The organism is Trichocoleus desertorum ATA4-8-CV12, from assembly GCA_019358975.1.
Classification (GTDB): Bacteria; Cyanobacteriota; Cyanobacteriia; order FACHB-46; family FACHB-46; genus Trichocoleus; species Trichocoleus desertorum_A.
In genome coordinates, this window is record JAHHIL010000001.1 from 349,815 (window position 1) to 366,862 (window position 17,048).

General features: G+C 48.5%; 15 protein-coding genes. 12 read left to right on the forward strand and 3 right to left on the reverse strand.

The features are described 5' to 3' along the window. Positions 1 to 64: 64 nt before the first annotated feature. The 3 genes from KME12_01590 to KME12_01600 all read left to right on the forward strand — a co-directional run bounded on the left by KME12_01590 (position 65) and on the right by KME12_01600 (position 3,154). Complete coding sequence (locus KME12_01590; protein MBW4486460.1) at positions 65 to 1,249, forward strand: glycosyltransferase; 1,185 nt, start codon at positions 65 to 67, stop codon at positions 1,247 to 1,249. 124 nt (positions 1,250 to 1,373) lie between these two features. Continuing rightward, complete coding sequence (locus tag KME12_01595; GenBank protein ID MBW4486461.1) at positions 1,374 to 2,375, forward strand: glycosyltransferase family 2 protein; 1,002 nt, start codon at positions 1,374 to 1,376, stop codon at positions 2,373 to 2,375. Positions 2,376 to 2,440: 65 nt separating this feature from the next. Further along, complete coding sequence (locus KME12_01600) at positions 2,441 to 3,154, forward strand: acyltransferase (GenBank protein ID MBW4486462.1); 714 nt, start codon at positions 2,441 to 2,443, stop codon at positions 3,152 to 3,154. Positions 3,155 to 3,164: 10 nt separating this feature from the next. Here the strand turns inward: KME12_01600 and KME12_01605 are convergent, their stop codons facing one another. Continuing rightward, positions 3,165 to 3,935, reverse strand: coding sequence for a hypothetical protein (locus KME12_01605; GenBank protein ID MBW4486463.1), 771 nt, complete (start codon positions 3,933 to 3,935; stop codon positions 3,165 to 3,167). 163 nt (positions 3,936 to 4,098) lie between these two features. Beyond that, on the reverse strand, positions 4,099 to 5,766 hold the full coding sequence (locus tag KME12_01610) for a GMC family oxidoreductase (protein ID MBW4486464.1): 1,668 nt from the start codon (positions 5,764 to 5,766) through the stop codon (positions 4,099 to 4,101). A gap of 270 nt (positions 5,767 to 6,036) precedes the next feature. On the opposite strand from KME12_01610, the gene rfbF reads away from it, so the two are divergent. The 9 genes from rfbF (at position 6,037) to KME12_01655 (ending at position 15,138) form a co-directional block, all read left to right on the forward strand. Continuing rightward, positions 6,037 to 6,810 carry a glucose-1-phosphate cytidylyltransferase gene (gene rfbF / locus KME12_01615; GenBank protein MBW4486465.1) on the forward strand — a complete coding sequence of 258 codons (774 nt, stop codon included), beginning with the start codon at positions 6,037 to 6,039 and terminating at the stop codon, positions 6,808 to 6,810. 58 nt (positions 6,811 to 6,868) lie between these two features. Further along, on the forward strand, positions 6,869 to 8,083 hold the full coding sequence (gene lhgO / locus KME12_01620; protein ID MBW4486466.1) for an L-2-hydroxyglutarate oxidase: 1,215 nt from the start codon (positions 6,869 to 6,871) through the stop codon (positions 8,081 to 8,083). A 13-nt stretch (positions 8,084 to 8,096) separates the two neighbouring features. Beyond that, positions 8,097 to 9,122, forward strand: coding sequence for an SDR family oxidoreductase (locus KME12_01625; GenBank protein ID MBW4486467.1), 1,026 nt, complete (start codon positions 8,097 to 8,099; stop codon positions 9,120 to 9,122). Further along, positions 9,122 to 9,673, forward strand: a complete 552-nt coding sequence (rfbC, locus tag KME12_01630) for a dTDP-4-dehydrorhamnose 3,5-epimerase (protein MBW4486468.1) — start codon at positions 9,122 to 9,124, stop codon at positions 9,671 to 9,673. Before KME12_01625 ends, rfbC begins: the two co-directional genes overlap by 1 nt. Further along, the gene (locus KME12_01635; GenBank protein ID MBW4486469.1) at positions 9,670 to 10,992 is read left to right on the forward strand and encodes a Gfo/Idh/MocA family oxidoreductase; all 1,323 of its coding nucleotides are present in this window, start codon (positions 9,670 to 9,672) and stop codon (positions 10,990 to 10,992) included. Before rfbC ends, KME12_01635 begins: the two co-directional genes overlap by 4 nt. Positions 10,993 to 11,202: 210 nt before the next feature. Continuing rightward, complete coding sequence (locus KME12_01640; protein MBW4486470.1) at positions 11,203 to 12,150, forward strand: glycosyltransferase family 2 protein; 948 nt, start codon at positions 11,203 to 11,205, stop codon at positions 12,148 to 12,150. Positions 12,151 to 13,178: 1,028 nt separating this feature from the next. Next, positions 13,179 to 13,829: a rhomboid family intramembrane serine protease gene (locus KME12_01645; GenBank protein MBW4486471.1), complete on the forward strand. Its 651-nt coding sequence runs from the start codon at positions 13,179 to 13,181 to the stop codon at positions 13,827 to 13,829. Positions 13,830 to 14,116: 287 nt separating this feature from the next. Continuing rightward, entirely contained in the window at positions 14,117 to 14,269 is a 153-nt protein-coding gene (locus KME12_01650; GenBank protein ID MBW4486472.1) for a hypothetical protein, read from the forward strand. 383 nt (positions 14,270 to 14,652) lie between these two features. Continuing rightward, the gene (locus KME12_01655; GenBank protein ID MBW4486473.1) at positions 14,653 to 15,138 is read left to right on the forward strand and encodes a hypothetical protein; all 486 of its coding nucleotides are present in this window, start codon (positions 14,653 to 14,655) and stop codon (positions 15,136 to 15,138) included. 2 nt (positions 15,139 to 15,140) lie between these two features. On the opposite strand, the gene KME12_01660 is transcribed toward KME12_01655, so the two are convergent. Next, a complete protein-coding gene (locus KME12_01660; protein MBW4486474.1) occupies positions 15,141 to 16,952 on the reverse strand; it encodes an ABC transporter ATP-binding protein/permease in 1,812 nt (603 codons plus the stop codon). Positions 16,953 to 17,048: the final 96 nt, after the last annotated feature.

Sequence of the window (17,048 nt, forward strand, 5' to 3'; positions counted from 1 at the left end):
AGCCAGTTGCGCAAGATTACCGATTTAATTGCAGAGTAGGGGTCTGCGACTTGGAGTCCACGTAATGCAGAGAAGAGTAATCATCTATCGGGATCTGCTACTTCCCTACTCGGAAACCTTTATTCCTGCTCAGGTGGAAAGTTTGACTGCCTACACGGGTTTTTACGTAGGCACCTCACGCACTACTAATGCGGCAGCTTTAATCCCACCTGACAGAAGCCTTACCTTAAGCGATCGCGTTTCCTCCCCTGCATTCTGGAAGATGGCGCTCAAATTGGGTGGGATAGTCGAGTCGCAATGGTTGCGATCGCTGCAAAAATTATCGGCTCACTTAATTCATGCCCACTTTGGCATTGATGGTATTTGGGGCCTATTCCTCGCCAGAAAACTAGGCTTGCCTCTAGTTGTGACATTTCACGGCAATGACGCTACAGGTATGGATCGCCACCCCTCAGGTCAGGTGCGGGTTAATCCACTGGACTTTCTATTTAAGCGTGGGCAATTTTTTCGAGACCTCTATGTCAGCAGGCGGGGCCAGTTATTTGCCGAAGCTGCTTGTGTGATTGCGGTCTCGGAGTTTATCCGCGAGCAATTGATTAAAAAAGGCTGCCCAGCCGAGAAAGTCACAGTTCACTACATCGGCGTGGATGTAGACAAATTTACTCCGAACCCAGCGATCGCCCGTGAACCTGTGGTTTTGTTTGTGGGCCGCTTGGTAGAGAAAAAAGGCTGTGGGCATCTCATTCGAGCGATCGCCCAAGTCCAAACTACCCTGCCCACTGTGGAACTCGTGGTGATTGGTGATGGCCCTTTGCGTTCTACTTTGGAGCAACAAGCTGACAACTTACTCAAACACTATCGCTTTTTAGGAGCTCAGTCTCCAGAAGCAGTACAAGGCTGGATGAACCGGGCAGCCGTTTTTAGCGTGCCTAGTATTACTGCTCGCACCGGAGATGCAGAAGGGTTTGGCATGGTATTTGCCGAAGCTCAAGCAATGGAATTGCCTGTGGTGAGCTTTGCTACGGGAGGTGTGCCTGAAGCAGTCGCCCACGGCGAAACAGGGTTTCTTGCTCCAGAAGGAGACTGGGAGACATTAGCTAAGTATCTGTTGACTTTGTTGCAAGAAACCCAATTGCGGCAGCGCTTTGCGGCTGCGGGTAGACAGCGCATCATCCAACATTTCAACTTAAAGCACAATACAGCCAAGCTGGAGGCTATTTACGATAGCGTCCTAGCTAAAAGTGGGTAGGGAAGGCTTAGATTTTATGAAGTTGATTCTCCTGAGAAGGGTATCTAAACCTCAGCGATGTTTCTTCAGTATTAATTGGTTACGTAAACTCAGTTGACCTGAATCATGATTGGTGGAACCTGTAATGGCTGATTGGTCTTTGAAAACACCCATTGCTCTCTTAATTTACAAGCGGCCTAGTACGACAGAGAAAGTGTTTGAGGCAATTCGCAAAGCGAAGCCACCTCAACTATTAGTGATCGCTAACGCCCCTCGTCCCGATCAACCGGGTGAAGCGGAGAAATGTGCGGAAACTCGCGCTATTATTGACCGAGTTGACTGGGATTGTCAGGTGTTCAAAAACTATGCGGATAGTTTTTTGAGCTGTAAAGATCGGATAGCCAGCGGCTTAGATTGGGTGTTTGAGACGGTCGATCGCGCCATTGTTTTAGAAGATGATTGTGTGCCAGATCCGACTTTTTTTCGATTCTGTGATGAGTTATTAGATCGCTATCAAGACGATGAAAGAGTGGCGAGTATTGCGGGTACCAGTTATCAGGTGCAGCGATCGCGATCGCAGTATAGTTACTCTTTCTCTCACTACAACCTCCTGTGGGGTTGGGCTACCTGGCGGCGCGCTTGGCAGCACTACGATGTGAACATGAAACTCTGGCCAGAAATCCGCGATTCTGGTTGGTTGGTGGATTGCCTAGGAGATGAGCAGACGGCAAACCATTGGAGCCGAGCCTTCGAGCGGACCTACAACGGGTTTGACACTTGGGATGATCAATGGGTTTTGAACTGCTGGATTCAAAGCGGTCTTAGCATCGTTCCCCATGTAAATCTGGTCTCTAACATTGGTTTTGGTAACGAATCGACGCATACCAAAGACAGCTTTGATTGGCGAGCGGCGATGCCTGTGCAATCCATACCATTTCCTTTAAAGCATCCGGAATTTGTGATTCGGGATGTCCAGGCGGATAAAGCCATTCAAGAAAAATATTACAACTGGCTGGCGAAGCAACGGACTCTGGGGGAGAGAGCTAAACGCAAAGTCCGACGCGCTCAAAAGTTGATGCAAGATTTCCGTCGAGGCGATCATCAGGGGGATCTGCGATCGCTGATTACTCAATTAATTCGAGAATAGCTCAGCCTCTAATTTAACTGGGCTTCTTCCTCCTCTGACTTGCTTTAAACTTTAAGGTCAAGATTATGAATGCCGACTCTGCTCCATCTACTGCTCAGCGATCGCACCGGCAAGAGGCCTTTATCACCGCGCTTGTAGGTTGGGTGCCGTTGTCTCCCGGTTTCTCCCTACGCCAAAAGCTCTATCACTCCATTTTTGCCAAACTGGGCAGCCTAGTGTTTATTCGACCGGGAGCCGAATTTGTTGGGGCTGACTGCATTGAAGTAGGTAATCGAGTCAGCATTCAGCGGGGTGTCCGAGTGGATAGCAAAGGCCAAAATAACCGTATTTCTTTGGCAGATTGGGTTCACTTGGATAGGGGCGTAGATATTCGTACGACTGGAGATAATTGCCAGATCGAAATTGGCGAACATACGGTTGTGAATCCTTACACTTGTATTCATGGTCCTGGCTCAATCACGATTGGCAAGGATTGCTTAATTGCCTCTCATGTTGGAATCTATGCCAACAATCATATCTTTGCTGATCCAAATTGCAAGATTCGGGAACAAGGTTTGACTTGTCAGGGCATCGCGATCGGAGATGATTGTTGGCTAGGAGCGGGGGTGAAGGTCATCGATGGAGTTACGATCGGCCAGGGCAGCGTTATTGGAGCAGGTGCGGTGGTGACGAAGGATATCCCTCCCTACTCGATCGCGCTAGGAGTTCCTGCTAAGGTAATTGGTCAACGACAAAAGTACCCAGTACCAATGGTGGAAATGCTCGTTGGAGACAATTGAGATCCTTAGGCTATACTGGGGTCGAAGGTTTGGTTGACTCTGTGAGCCACTGCTGAATGACTTGTTTCCAAGCTAGATAACCCAAGCCAGTCAAATGGATGCCATCTAATGTGTACTGCTGGTCTAATTGATTCGAATCATTTGCAAGAGCTGGAAATAAGTCTACGTACTGGTAAGAAAACTCTTCAGCTAGTGCCTGTAGCTTTGAATTAAACTCAATGATGGTTTTATTGTTGGCTTTAACCTTCTTATGATCGAAGTTTTTGTTAACTGGTAGAACGCTTTGGACAAACACTTGGGTCTGAGGTGTTTTCGCTTTGGTCTCTTGAAGAATTCTGCGATAGTTATAGATTATTTGCTCTGCAGATAATCCCGCATTAAAGTCATTTACGCCAACCATGACAAATAGTTTAGATGGATGGCATTTCAAAACATCTGCTAAGCGAGTCAAAAGCCCTTCTGTGGTCTCACCACCTAAGCCACGATTGATCAGATTAGGATTATTGAAGAGCTCTGCCCACTCACAGTTCTCTACATTGCTATCTCCTAAGAAAATCACCTTATCTGCGGAAGCAGGTAGAACCTCAAAGAGACTTCTGCGATAAAAATAGCGGATTGGATAAACAATTGGATTTTTAAGCTTTGGTTGTGGAATGAAAGGAAGCTTTGTAAATGTGTGAGGCAGACCTCCTTTTCTAGCTAATAGCCAGATTCCTAATAAAAAGCCAAGAATATTGACCAGTAGTGAAATTGCAAAGGTGACGGAGAATAGTTGGTTCACTGTGATATCGGTGGTTGAGGATTACATATAGACATAGACCGATTGCATCCCCTGATATTGTCGTCATCAATAAACTAACCTGGAAATACTTCCCAAGCTTCCTGACTAGTACTAGATGTTACAAGCTACAAGCTCTTCCAAGTAGCAGGAGTAGCCTTTTTGGTTAGTTAATCGTTGCCATTTGGGCAGCCATCTGTTGCTTCACATGATCAGCCAAGCGCAGCGCTAGAGCGATGATGGTGAGGGTGGGATTGACGTAGCCACCCGTCGGAAACACAGAACTTCCTGCTACAAACAGATTTGACATGCCATGCACTTGGCAATTGGCATCTACTACGCCTTGCTTGGGGTCGTCGTGCATCCGGGTGGTGCCGATGTGGTGGTGGGCGCTGGTATCGGTTAGATCTTTGCCTTCAAACTGCCAATCGCTCTCTAATCTGCCAATACCTGACCTTCTCAGCTCTGCATCCAGAATTTCATAAGTGCGTTTGACGCTGTAGACATCTAGCTCATGCCAACTCCAATGCAGTTTGACCTGTCTACGACCTAGGCGATCGCGCTCATCGCTGAGCAGGACGCGGCTATCGGGATTCGGAGCCTGCTCGATCATCTGGCTAATCTGGAAAGACGCGAACTGCTTTTCTTTGTGGGGAAGATGCGACCAACCGCCCTCAATATCATTTGGCAGGATCGGCTGAATCTTTCTCAGCCGTCGATAAGTAGAGAGAGCTAGCTCATCCGCTCCGTTGACCACATTGCCTAAGTGCTTGAAAGGTTGGGAGGGAACTTGGGCTTTTCGAGCGGAGGAGAGTAGCGTTTTCAGAGAACTCACAGCCTGAGAACGGAAACCTTTAGGTCTGGGATGAATCAATGCGCCGCTATTTAGCAGTTTCTCCTGACGCTTAACTTCTTCCGTCAGCACCAGTTTTCCCTTGATTGCAGTTCCTTTAACTCGGCGCAAGTCGTACAGAGCAGTGGAGTTAAAGATTTGTCGTTGATTAGGGAAAAACATGTAGCTGAGACCAGGATGATCCATAAAGAATCGCCCTACTAGGTCGTTCTGGTTGCCCAAGCCCACGTTCTGAGTCTCATTTGCTAGCAGCATTAATCGCGCATTCTCAATCCCGCCTGTAGCTAGAATAAATAGTTTGGCGCTCACCCAAAAGCAATCGCCTTCTAAACAAGCCACTTGCACACGAGTCACGGTTTTCGCGACTTCATTGGTTTCAATGTCTACTACATTGGCGTGGAGATAAGTAGTGATATTGTCAGCTCGTCGCAGTTCTTCCTGGTATTCCTGCGTGAACGCACCACGAGGCGTAAATTGATAAACCGTCGTCGCTACCTTGCCATCTAGAAACGGTAGGCGAGGGTTTTTATCGTCTTCCCAGGCGTTAGCACTGTAAGCAAACGGCCCCATCTGACAAAGCTGCTGGGCTCTTTGATAGAAGGGGTCTAAGTAGGCGCGATCGAAAGGCCAGCCCGTATAGGGAATGCCGTCCCGCTTTTCAAAATCGATCGCCTCTAAAGGGCCACAACGCCCACCGATTTCTTCTGGCGTAATGGTGATATGCCACTCATTGGCTGTCCCACCAAATTGACGATGGCGCGACTTACACAAGTCTTGATACAGGTCACCGCTGTTCTCCCCTTGGCACAGAGACTGCGTAGCTTGATCAGACTCAGCACCACCACTCTCTAGCAGGCAAACGCGAAAGTCCTGTCCCATAAATTCGCGTGCCAGGGTAATCCCTGCGGGTCCAGCACCAATAATGCAGATATCAGATTCAATTGTCGTGCCTGCAGGCAGGGTGCGCGCATCAATTAACATTCAACAATCACCTTGTGAGAGTGTTTCAAGTTGGGGCGACCACTATAGGTTCTACATAAAATTACGAGCTTGTGTAAATGGTTTCTTTGAGTTTTTACATAAATAATGCCCTGGTTTATCGGATTTTTACAGTTTATGGCTTAACCTTTGACTAGTATTACTACGTAGAGGCATAGGCTTCTGGTACTTGTTCCCGCCTCAACGCTCCTCGGCTTACGTGAAAGTATAAAAAATACCAACTAGTCTTCTTGAAAACTACGGGGTTACCCTATGAAAGCCGTGATACTGGCTGGCGGACTCGGAACTCGTCTCAGCGAGGAAACGACCATTAAGCCCAAACCGATGGTGGAAATTGGTGGTCGGCCTATCCTCTGGCACATTATGAAGACTTACTCAGCTCATGGCATCAATGACTTCATCATTTGCTGTGGCTATAAAGGCTACGTGATTAAAGAGTATTTCGCCAACTATTTTTTACACATGTCCGATGTCACATTTGACATGCGGTTTAACCAAATGAACGTGCATTGTGGCTATGCCGAGCCTTGGCGGGTGACCTTGGTAGATACCGGAGAGGAAACGCTTACGGGCGGGCGACTGAGACGGGTGAGAGAGCACATTGGTAACGAGACCTTTTGCTTTACTTATGGCGATGGCGTCAGTAATGTCAATGTGCAAGAGTTAGTGGAGTTTCATAAGTCCCAAAAAACCCTAGCTACCCTAACTGCTACCCAACCACCCGGACGCTTTGGTGCCATTTGCTTAGGTTCAGAGCAAAACAAAATTGAGAGTTTTCAGGAGAAGCCGGAAGGGGATGGCGCTTGGATTAATGGTGGCTATTTTGTTTTAGAGCCAGAAGTGATTGACTACATCTACGGGGACTCGGCAGTTTGGGAAAAAGAGCCGCTCCAGAAGCTGGCTTCCGATGGAGAGCTTTCCGCTTACAGACACAATGGGTTTTGGCAACCGATGGATACGCTGCGCGACAAGCAATATCTAGAAGAGCTGTGGAAGAGTGGTAAGGCTCCTTGGAAAGTGTGGTAGCCACTGCTTACCTTACAGATACAGACGTTAAAGGCTCAGCTCAGGGGCAAGTAGCTTTATGTATGATTTCGCGATAATTGGCGGCGGCATTGCTGGCCTTTCTACCGGGATGGCATTAGGCCGAAAATATCCAGATGCCAAGATTTTAGTTTTAGAAAAAGAAAGTAATTGGGCCTTTCACCAAACAGGCAATAACAGTGGAGTCATCCACTCTGGCATCTATTACAAACCAGGCAGCTTTAAATCAAAATTCTGTCGAGATGGTAGCCGCTCGATGGTGGAGTTTTGCCAAGAGCACGGCATCGCTCACGAAGTTTGTGGCAAGGTAATTGTCGCCACGGATGAGAGCGAACTTCCTCGGCTGGAAAATCTCTACCAACGCGGTTTAGAGAATGGCTTGAATGTCACTAAGATCACGGCTGAGGAAGTCCGGGAAGTTGAGCCGCATGTGAGCTGCATTGCAGGGATTCGTGTTCCCACGACGGGCATTGTCAGCTATAAGCAGGTTTGCCTCAAGTATGTCGAGCTGATTCGGCTCCAGGGTGGTGACCTACGGCTGAATACTAAAGTGACCAAGATTGTCCAGGCAGGCGATCGCCAAGTCCTCGAAACCAATCAAGGAGAATTCGAGACTCGGTTTGTGGTGAATTGTGCGGGGCTGCATAGCGATCGCGTTGCCAGAATGGGCCAAGCCGACCCGAAAGCTAAGATTGTGCCGTTCCGGGGTGAGTATTACGAACTGGTGCCAGAAAAGCGCTCCTTGGTCAAAACGCTAATCTATCCCGTCCCTAATCCAGCGTTTCCGTTCTTGGGGGTTCACTTCACCAAGATGATTGACGGCACCGTCCATGCTGGCCCCAACGCGGTTCTGAGCCTCAAGCGCGAAGGATACAAGAAAACCGATTTTGACTTGCGGGATTTTGCCGAAGTCATGACCTATCCTGCTTTCTGGAAGCTAGCCGCTAAACATGCGGATGAAGGGATTCAGGAGATTATTCGCTCCTTTAGCAAAGCTGCCTTTGTCCGTAGTTTGCAAAAGCTGATTCCGGAAGTGCGCTCCGAGGATTTGATTCCTACCCATGCTGGTGTTCGAGCACAAGCCCTGATGGATGACGGGAAACTAGTGGATGATTTTCTGATTATCCCTGGTCCCAATTCCATCCATGTCTGCAATGCTCCTTCTCCGGCGGCTACCTCTTCTTTAGAAATTGGTAAAGCGATCGCCGCTCAAATTCCCCAACCGCAACATCTTCAGGCAGCGTTAAGCGTATAGGATTTCGACACCCATGAAAGTATTGGTCACTGGCACAGAAGGATATCTCGGCTCCCTGTTTGCGCCGCTGTTAATGAAGCACGGCCACGAAGTGATTGGCGTAGACACTGGATATTACAAGGTTGGCTGGCTCTACAACGCTACCGACCTCACTGCCAAAACCCTCAATAAGGATATCCGTCACATCACCGCTGAAGATCTCCAAGGCGTAGATGCAGTGGTTCATATGGCGGAACTGTCCAACGACCCCACCGGGCAACTCTCGCCCAACATCACCTATGACATCAACCACAAAGGCTCTGTGCGCTTAGCAGAACTGGCAAAAGCCGCTGGTGTACGTCGCTTTATCTATATGTCTTCTTGCAGCGTCTACGGAGTGGCAACGGGTCAAGATGTTACGGAGGAGTCGGAAGTGAATCCTCAAACCGCTTACGCCATCTGCAAAACTTTGGTAGAGCGGGACTTGCAGCCGATGGCAGACGACAACTTCTCCCCCACCTTCATGCGGAACGCCACGGCCTTCGGAGCTTCTCCCCGGATGCGCTTTGACATTGTGCTGAACAACCTGGCGGGTCTAGCTTGGACGACTAAAGAGATCAAGATGATCAGTGATGGCACTCCCTGGCGACCTCTAGTACATGCCCTAGACATTGCCAAAGCCCTTCTCTGTGTCCTAGAAGCTCCGCGCGATATTATCCACAACCAGATCTTTAACGTCGGAGATACGGCTCATAATTACCGTGTGAAAGAGATTGCGGAAATTGTGGCGGAGATCTTTACAGGCTGTCAGCTCAGCTTTGGAGCCAATGTGGCGGATAACCGCAGCTACCGCGTCTCCTTCGAGAAAATTAACTCCATCCTTCCTGGCTTTAAGTGTGAGTGGGATGCCCGACGTGGTGCCCAACAACTGTTTGATTTGTTTAACCAAATCGACATGGATGAAGCCACCTTCCTATCTAGAGGCTTCACTCGCCTAAAACAGCTGGAATATCTCCTGCGGACGCAGCAAATTGATTTAGATTTCTTCTGGAGACAGTAATGCTATTTACCGAAACGCCACTCAAGGGTGCCTTTGTTATTGACTTAGAACACCGCAACGACCATCGCGGTTTCTTCGCTCGCACCTTCTGCGCCAAAGAGTTTGAAGACCACGGACTCAAGCCCACTGTGGCTCAGTGCAATCTCTCCTACAACCATAAGCAGGGGACATTGCGAGGGATGCATTACCAAACCCCTCCCGCTGCTGAAACTAAGCTGATTCGCTGTACTCAAGGAGCCATCTACGACGTCATCATCGATATGCGTCCGGACTCTCCCACCTATTTGGCTCACTTCGGCATTGAATTGAGTGCGGAAAATCGTCGGGCGCTGTATGTGCCAGAAATGTTTGCCCACGGCTATCAAGCGCTGACCGATGGCGCGGAGGTGATTTACCAGGTAGGTGAGTTTTATACTCCGGGCTATGAGAAAGGTCTGCGGTATAACGACCCTGTCTTTAACATTGAGTGGCCCTTGCCCGTCACGGAAATTTCGGAAAAAGACCAATCTTGGCCCTTGTTTGAAACGGTAATGGTAGGAGCACAAGCATGATTATTGTCGATCGCGCGTTACAAGCCCGCGCTGAAGCAGGCAACCCCGTCCGAGTCGGCATGATCGGGGCTGGATTCATGGGTCGAGGCATTGCCAACCAAATTGCTAACTCAGTGCCAGGGATGGAATTGGTTGCCATCTTTAACCGCAACCTGGACGGAGCCAGACGCGCTTACACCGAAGCAGGTATCACCGATGTTCGCGTGGTAAACACCGTAGCTGATTTAGAAGCGGCGATCGCCCAAGGTCAGTGTGCTGTCACCGAAGACGCGATGCTGTTGTGCCAAGCCGAAGGCATTGACGCCCTAATCGAGGTCACAGGCACGATCGAATTTGGCGCGCAAGTGGTGCTAGAAGCGATCGCCCACCGCAAGCATGTGATCTTGATGAACGCCGAACTCGATGGCACCATCGGCCCCATCCTCAAAGTCCATGCCGACCGGGAAGGTGTGATCCTCTCTGCTTGTGATGGCGACCAACCCGGCGTGCAGATGAACCTCTACCGCTTCGTCAAAAGCCTTGGCCTGACTCCCTTGCTGTGCGGCAACATCAAAGGTTTGCAAGACCCCTACCGCAACCCTACCACTCAAGAAGGTTTTGCTAAGCGCTGGGGCCAGAAAGCCCATATGGTGACCAGTTTTGCTGATGGCAGCAAGATCTCCTTTGAGCAGGCGATCGTAGCCAACGCAACGGGGATGAAAGTCGCCAAGCGGGGCATGTTGGGCTATGACTACACAGGTCATGTAGACGAAATGACCCACATGTACGACGTAGACCAGCTCAAAGAACTGGGCGGCATTGTGGATTATGTCGTTGGTACTAAGCCAGGTCCGGGTGTCTTCGTCTTCGGGACTCATGATGACCCGAAACAGCAGCACTACCTGAATCTGTACAAGCTAGGCGAAGGCCCCCTCTACAGCTTCTACACCCCCTATCACCTCTGCCACTTTGAAGTGCCCTTGTCAGTAGCTCGCGCGGTGCTGTTCCAAGATCCAGTCATGGCTCCTTTGGGTGGTCCTATCGTAGATGTGGTCACCACTGCCAAGATTGACCTGAAAGCGGGAGAAACTCTGGATGGCATTGGCTTCTACATGACCTACGGTCAGTGCGAGAACTCTGATGTCACTCAAGCCCAAAACCTCTTACCCATGGGCTTAGCGGAAGGTTGCCGTCTCAAGCGAGATGTGCCCAAAGACCAAGTGCTCACCTACGATGACGTAGAGCTACCTAGAGGAAGATTGTGCGATAAACTTCGGACTGAGCAAGGCGCACACTTTGGTATGCCTAAAACACTCATAAATGTTGGAGCTAGGGCTTAATTGCAACAATATTCCGAGTATTGATTACAGTACATGAGATCAAATCTCAATTAAAAAGTGTTAATTGAAAGTTGCGTGAACGTCCTTCAGTAAAGTAGTTTCTATGGCAAACTATATGGCAGCAATCTAAAGGTTAGAACAGATGGAGTTAAAGCATCATGTCTTGAAAGGCTTATTTCGTATCAATAAAAAGCTTTGAGGAGTGACTTAATGGATTGGCAGTTAACAACTCCAGTTGTCTTTATTATCTTCAAGCGGTCTAATACTAGTGAAAAAATTTTTGAAGTAATTCGTCAAGCGAAGCCACCCAAGCTCTTGGTGATTGCGGATGGTCCTCGGGACAATCGTCCTGAGGAAGCGGAGCAATGTGCCTTGACCCGCGCTATTGTCGATCAAGTTGATTGGGATTGCGAAGTCCTGAAAAATTACTCAGACACTAATCTAGGTTTAAGGGAGAGATTTACAACAGGTTTAGATTGGGCTTTTCAAACAGTAGATGAAGCGATCATCTTAGAGGATGACACTTTGCCAGATCTAACATTTTTCCGCTTCTGCCAAGAACTTCTCGAACGGTATAGAGACGATGAGCGGGTTATGACCATTTCTGGAAATAACCAACAAGTTAAAAGTGAGCGAGGTGGATATAGCTATCGCTTTTCTCGGTACGGTAGTTGTTGGGGATGGGCTTCGTGGCGTCGCGCTTGGCTCCAATTTTCAGATATTGAAATGAAACAGTGGCCAGAGATTCGAGATTCGGACTGGTTAACAGATTTACTTCAAGATCCTGAAACTGTGAAGTTCTGGACCAAAGTTTTTCAATCCTGTGTAGATGGTAAATATAGAGCGACATGGGCCTATCCGTGGCGATTCGCCTGCTGGATTCAAAGTGGTCTTAGTATTCTCCCTAATAGAAACCTGATTAGAAATATTGGATTTGGTCCTGAAGCAACCAATACAAGAAACAGTGATGACTCGCGCGCTAAAGTTCCACTTGAGGAGATGATTTTTCCGCTTAAGCATCCAGAGTTTTTGATTCGAGATGCACAAGCGGACAAATTAATACAAAGGAAGCTTGCAGAAGTTTCCCAACCCGGATTGATTTTGCGAGCGAGAAGAAAAGCTAAAAAGATTTTTCAAGATGTTTTTAGGGCCTCATAATATTGAAAATCGAGTCAACCCCTCTCGGTAGAGCCGCGCAAGCTTCAACCCTATGACTATGAATACAAACGAGAAGGGACCTGTAACTTGTTTGCTTTCTTCCAACCCCGACTCGGCTAGCGCTACATTAAAGTGACTAAACAGTTTACTGCTCAAGACTTTGTGTTGTGTATGTACTCCTTGGGGGATGTCCTCTCTCGCGATGCAGGACTGATTCATCTAATAGTTGATAATCGCAACACACATATCCCAGCAGCGCTCTAGCGAACGTTATCACCCTCACAGGCGCTTCGCATCCTCTTTAAGCTTCAGTTTCATTACAGCCCCAACCTGGCAGTTGGCTGAATATGGTTGAGTTAGAGGTTGCAGTGCTCTCTCCTCAATATCTCAAGCCACGCATTCCAAGCATCATCGAGCTGCAACAAGAGATAGAGGTATGAGAGTAGAGACGCAATCAACATCAATTCACTGTCAATTGGCGCTTCGCCATAGTAGATGTTCGTACCAAATTGAAAAGTTTAGAAAATTTTCTAGGAATTGACGCAACTCAGCTTGTATGAGTAATTAGAGCATTGAGTATTTCGGACTTTCTCCTCTCCAAAACCTCGGCAGGGACCGGGGTTTTTCTTTTGATTCAGTAGCTATAGCAGTCCTTTTTGATTCTTGAATGGGGTGCAGGGGTAAAACCCTTGCGTGGGGGCTTTGCCCCCACCCCCTGTTCCCAATCTATTTAGGATTGCTATAGTTCCAGGTTGCCTAAGCAAAAAATAACCTCTAGATGGCGTCTAGAGGCTAACTGGTTTTGTATTGGAGAAATCTGGCTAACTGAGTATCTATTATGAGGAGGTCTGGGCTCGCTTCCCGTCCCTTTGTTGAATACACTGTAGCTTGACTCGCTTTCGGTTTTCTTCTACCCAAGGAAATTGGTCTGTAGATGGAGTTATTGATCTAAATCCCTGTGATTTTAAGTACAAAAGTTTTGTGTTTAGCTGGGCTGGTTTGGAGGTAAGGAGTTGGTAGTGGACAAGATGCCACCAGCACGGTACTGGGTTGTTACGAATAACCTCTCACCCTGGACGCGGGAGATCTATGACCTCCTACAAGAAGTTGCATCTAAAAGGGTGCCTGGCTTAGAACAGAACTTCCAAACCCAGGCCAGCATTTTGGGTGGGTTACTGCTGCTGATTTGGGTCTTGGAAATCATCGATTTTCTTCTCTTCCAAGGAGCCTTAAATCGCTATGGCATTCGACCGCGCAGCCTTAGAGGTCTAAGTGGCATCTTTCTCGCTCCATTTTTGCACGGCAGCTTCAAGCACTTAGCAGCTAACACTGTGCCACTGGTGACTCTAGGTTGGCTGGTCATGCTACAAGACATTCACTACTTCTTTGTCGTGACCGCAGTAACTGTACTAGTCAGCGGCTTTGGTGTTTGGTTATTTGGCGCGAGTCGCTCCGTGCATTTGGGAGCAAGTGGCTTAATCTTTGGTTACTTGGGGTTCCTGCTCCTGTACGGCTACTTTGAGCGGAGTCTCTGGACTGGCATGATTTCGCTCTTTGTTGGTTTATTTTATGGCGGCATGATTTGGGGAATTTTGCCATCGCGTCAGGGCGTTTCTTGGCAAGGACATTTGTTTGGGTTTGTAGGCGGAATTCTCGCGGCCCGCTTGTTGTCTCAATAAGGCTGTTTCAATCAGGCTTGCCCCAATAAAGGGCCTCGCGATCGCAACTGTCTCAGTAGAGAGCGATCGCCTTTGGTATTTTTCTGGAGTGAAGGCTGCGGAGAATACGGCTCGTGATTCTACGGGAGCTAATTGAGGGGAGTTAAAGATTTCAGTAAAGGTTCGCATTTAACCTAGAGCTGAAATTTTTACTATGAACTCAGCTTGAAGCAGATAACGATCTTCTCAAGCCTCCTCTCCTCTCCTCTCACCCCCTCCCCCTCAAGCCCCCAGAAGGTAGGTAGGCCATGAAACTGCAACGTAAGCATTGGAAGCGGCTATTTGTGGAGTTAATCCTAGAAGCACTGATGCTAGTTGCACCTGTCAGCCTAGACTTTTTGGGCGTTGCAGGAGAGTACCTGTTAGAAGCAGGTCGGGAAAAGGTTGAGTTTGCTGCATAAGACTTTGGGTGGGGTGCTGCAAAATTACTGCAAGTTGCTAGCCCAAACCGTTGATTCTCTTGAACTTGAACTGTGGTAGAAATCATGGACTTCGTATTTAATTCTACAAACTGGCTATTGTTGATTACCTTCTTTGCCACCACTTCCTATGCTTATTGGTTGATTGGTGAGGCTGAGAAGCAAAGCCGTAAACATCGTGGCTAAAGCGATCGCGGACTTTTGTAGGCCGTAATGGCTGTGAACGTGATCATCTGCTAAAAGCGATCGCTGAACTCGTCAGTCCAAAGACGTAAAAATTTACAAAATGAGGCGCTTGAATACAGAATGACTCAGTGCAGGTGTTGTATCTACAATAGATATCTACCTGTGATTGGGAAGTCAGAATGAACCTGAACTGGGAGCAGTGTTTAACAGTCTTTGCGGGCCTCGGCTGCACCGTTTCAATCACGACCATGATCGCGATCGCTCTCCAATCTGATATTGCACCTCAGCGCATTTCTATCTCTCTAGGGCTACCTGTTGTAGAAGCAGGAACTGCAACTGAACTAGAAGTTACGACAGTAGCGCTAGAACCTTTGCAGCCGAGTGACTTGGCTGATGTAGTTTGGTTTCAGTCTCTAGAGCCGACCGTCGTTAGCCAGCGCTCGGCCAACCTAGAAGAGTTGTCTCTGCCCGATATAACCTGGGAATCGGATCTGAGCACTTGCTCTAATGTGTATAACTCCAAGTTGACCTTCTCAGCTGCCTGTGGGCTAGAGTTTTCTACTGCATCAGCCCCGTCAATTTCAGCAGTATCAGCACAATTTTCCATGCCGATCCAACTTTTGGGCGCTAAACTCCTAAGCCAAAATCCTCAAGCGTATCAGTAGCATTACGACTCCAGCATTTGCAGTCGGTACAAGCTAGCATACAAACCGCCTAGCTCTAGCAATTCGTCATGACTGCCCGATTCCACCAATTGACCACGTTTGAGCACAAAGATGCGATCGACGTTGCGAATAGTGGACAAGCGGTGAGCAATGATGATCGCTGTACGCCCTACTAGTAAGCGGTCTAACGCTTCTTGAATCAAAGCTTCGGTATTGACATCTAAGCTAGCTGTCGCCTCATCTAGCACCAAGATTTGAGGACTCCGAATGGCAACACGGGCAAAGGCTAAAAGCTGTTTCTGGCCCCCCGATAAGTTGGTGCCCCGCTCCCGCAAAATGGTGTCGTACCCTTGGGGCAATTGCTCAATCAGCTTGGCAACGTTGGTGCGCTCGGCGGCATCTTGGATATCTGCAAAAGGATAATCTTCGCCTAGGGAAATATTGCCTTTGACATCTCCGGCGAAGAGGAAGCCGTCTTGCAGAATCACGCCAATGTGCTGCCGCAGTTCATGTTGGGGCAAATTCCGAACGTCAATACCATCGACTAGAATACGGCCTTGGGTCGGTTCATATAAGCGGCACAGCAGCCGGATGATCGAGCTTTTACCTGCTCCTGTTGGGCCAACCAGGGCAATTTTCTCTCCAGGACGAATCGTAAAGTCGAGGTCTTTTAGCACGTACTCATCGTTTTTGTAGGCAAACCAGACGTGCTCGAAGCGAATTTCTCCCTTGGTAGCTGCATCGGGTAGCTTAGGCGTGACTCCGACCGGATCACGAATCTCGATCGGTTCATTCAAAATGTCGCTGATTCGTTCTACCGCCGTAAAGCCCGCTTGAATCGCTGTGAACTTTTCGGCAAACTGCCGTAGTGGGTCAAAGAGACGCTGACCAAAGATCACGAAAGCCGAAAGCGTGCCTAGGGCTAGGTTACCTTGCAAGATCAAGGTGCCACCCAACCAAAGGACTGCCGCGATCGCGACCAGTGAAATCCATTCCAAAGTGGCCGAAACCGCTGAGTCATAAAAAATGGTGCGATCGACTTCTTTGACGTAGCGCTGATTGGTAGTACGAAATAGTTCTGAGTTGAATTTTTCCCGCCGAAATAGTTGCACCACGCCAATCCCAACAATATTTTCTTGTAGGGTTGAGTTGAGGGCCGAAAGTTCTTCCCGGGCTTTGTAGTTGGCTTGGCGATATTCTTTCTGAAAATAAATAATTAGTCCCGTCACGGGCAACAGCATCACCACCAAAATTGAGGCGAGTTGCCATTGCAAGCTGAACATGGCGATCGCGATCGCCACCATATTGAACAGATCGCTGACAATTCCTACCGCTCCGGTGGCAAACACATCACCCAACGCTTCCACATCGCTAGTTAGGCGGGTGATCAAGCGGCCTACCGGAGTACGGTCAAAAAAGCGCACTGCCAAGGAGGTGACATGATCGAACAAATCGTTGCGGATATCAGCCGTAATCTGCTGGCCCAAGTTTTGCACTAGATAACCTTGGATCGAGTCCAGAACTAGCCGCACCACAATGGTTAGCAGCAGCAGACCCGCCAAGATATTGATGCCGTCTAGGAGCGGCTTGCCTTGGAGAAAATCAAAAGTAGCTGGCTCTTGCTTAATGAAAGAAATGGCCTGCCCAATAATGATCGGTTGAATGGCTCCTGCGATCGCTAGCGGCACCAAAAGCACCATAGAAGTAGCGAGCAACCGACCACTGCGTCGGGCATAAGGCACCAATCTGAGAAACAGCCGCCAGTCATTTTCGCGCGATCGCCGCTGTTCCGTCTGAGGCAATGAACCAGCCATGCTAAACCCTAAACTTTAGTTCCAGAAAAGGCATATCCTCCAAATTTAGCGCAGTCGGGCTTGCCACGAATTTTAGCCCAGGGATAAATCCTACAG

What these genes read in the sequence shown, in the direction of transcription:
- KME12_01650 (MBW4486472.1), top strand. Translation starts at nt 14,117, where the DNA reads ATGAAACTGCAACGTAAGCATTGGAAGCGGCTATTTGTGGAGTTAATC.
- KME12_01640 (MBW4486470.1), top strand. Translation starts at nt 11,203, where the DNA reads ATGGATTGGCAGTTAACAACTCCAGTTGTCTTTATTATCTTCAAGCGG.
- KME12_01645 (MBW4486471.1), top strand. Translation starts at nt 13,179, where the DNA reads ATGCCACCAGCACGGTACTGGGTTGTTACGAATAACCTCTCACCCTGG.
- KME12_01610 (MBW4486464.1), bottom strand. Translation starts at nt 5,766, where the DNA reads ATGTTAATTGATGCGCGCACCCTGCCTGCAGGCACGACAATTGAATCT.
- lhgO (MBW4486466.1), top strand. Translation starts at nt 6,869, where the DNA reads ATGTATGATTTCGCGATAATTGGCGGCGGCATTGCTGGCCTTTCTACC.
- rfbC (MBW4486468.1), top strand. Translation starts at nt 9,122, where the DNA reads ATGCTATTTACCGAAACGCCACTCAAGGGTGCCTTTGTTATTGACTTA.
- KME12_01590 (MBW4486460.1), top strand. Translation starts at nt 65, where the DNA reads ATGCAGAGAAGAGTAATCATCTATCGGGATCTGCTACTTCCCTACTCG.
- KME12_01635 (MBW4486469.1), top strand. Translation starts at nt 9,670, where the DNA reads ATGATTATTGTCGATCGCGCGTTACAAGCCCGCGCTGAAGCAGGCAAC.
- rfbF (MBW4486465.1), top strand. Translation starts at nt 6,037, where the DNA reads ATGAAAGCCGTGATACTGGCTGGCGGACTCGGAACTCGTCTCAGCGAG.
- KME12_01660 (MBW4486474.1), bottom strand. Translation starts at nt 16,952, where the DNA reads ATGGCTGGTTCATTGCCTCAGACGGAACAGCGGCGATCGCGCGAAAAT.
- KME12_01655 (MBW4486473.1), top strand. Translation starts at nt 14,653, where the DNA reads ATGAACCTGAACTGGGAGCAGTGTTTAACAGTCTTTGCGGGCCTCGGC.
- KME12_01600 (MBW4486462.1), top strand. Translation starts at nt 2,441, where the DNA reads ATGAATGCCGACTCTGCTCCATCTACTGCTCAGCGATCGCACCGGCAA.
- KME12_01595 (MBW4486461.1), top strand. Translation starts at nt 1,374, where the DNA reads ATGGCTGATTGGTCTTTGAAAACACCCATTGCTCTCTTAATTTACAAG.
- KME12_01625 (MBW4486467.1), top strand. Translation starts at nt 8,097, where the DNA reads ATGAAAGTATTGGTCACTGGCACAGAAGGATATCTCGGCTCCCTGTTT.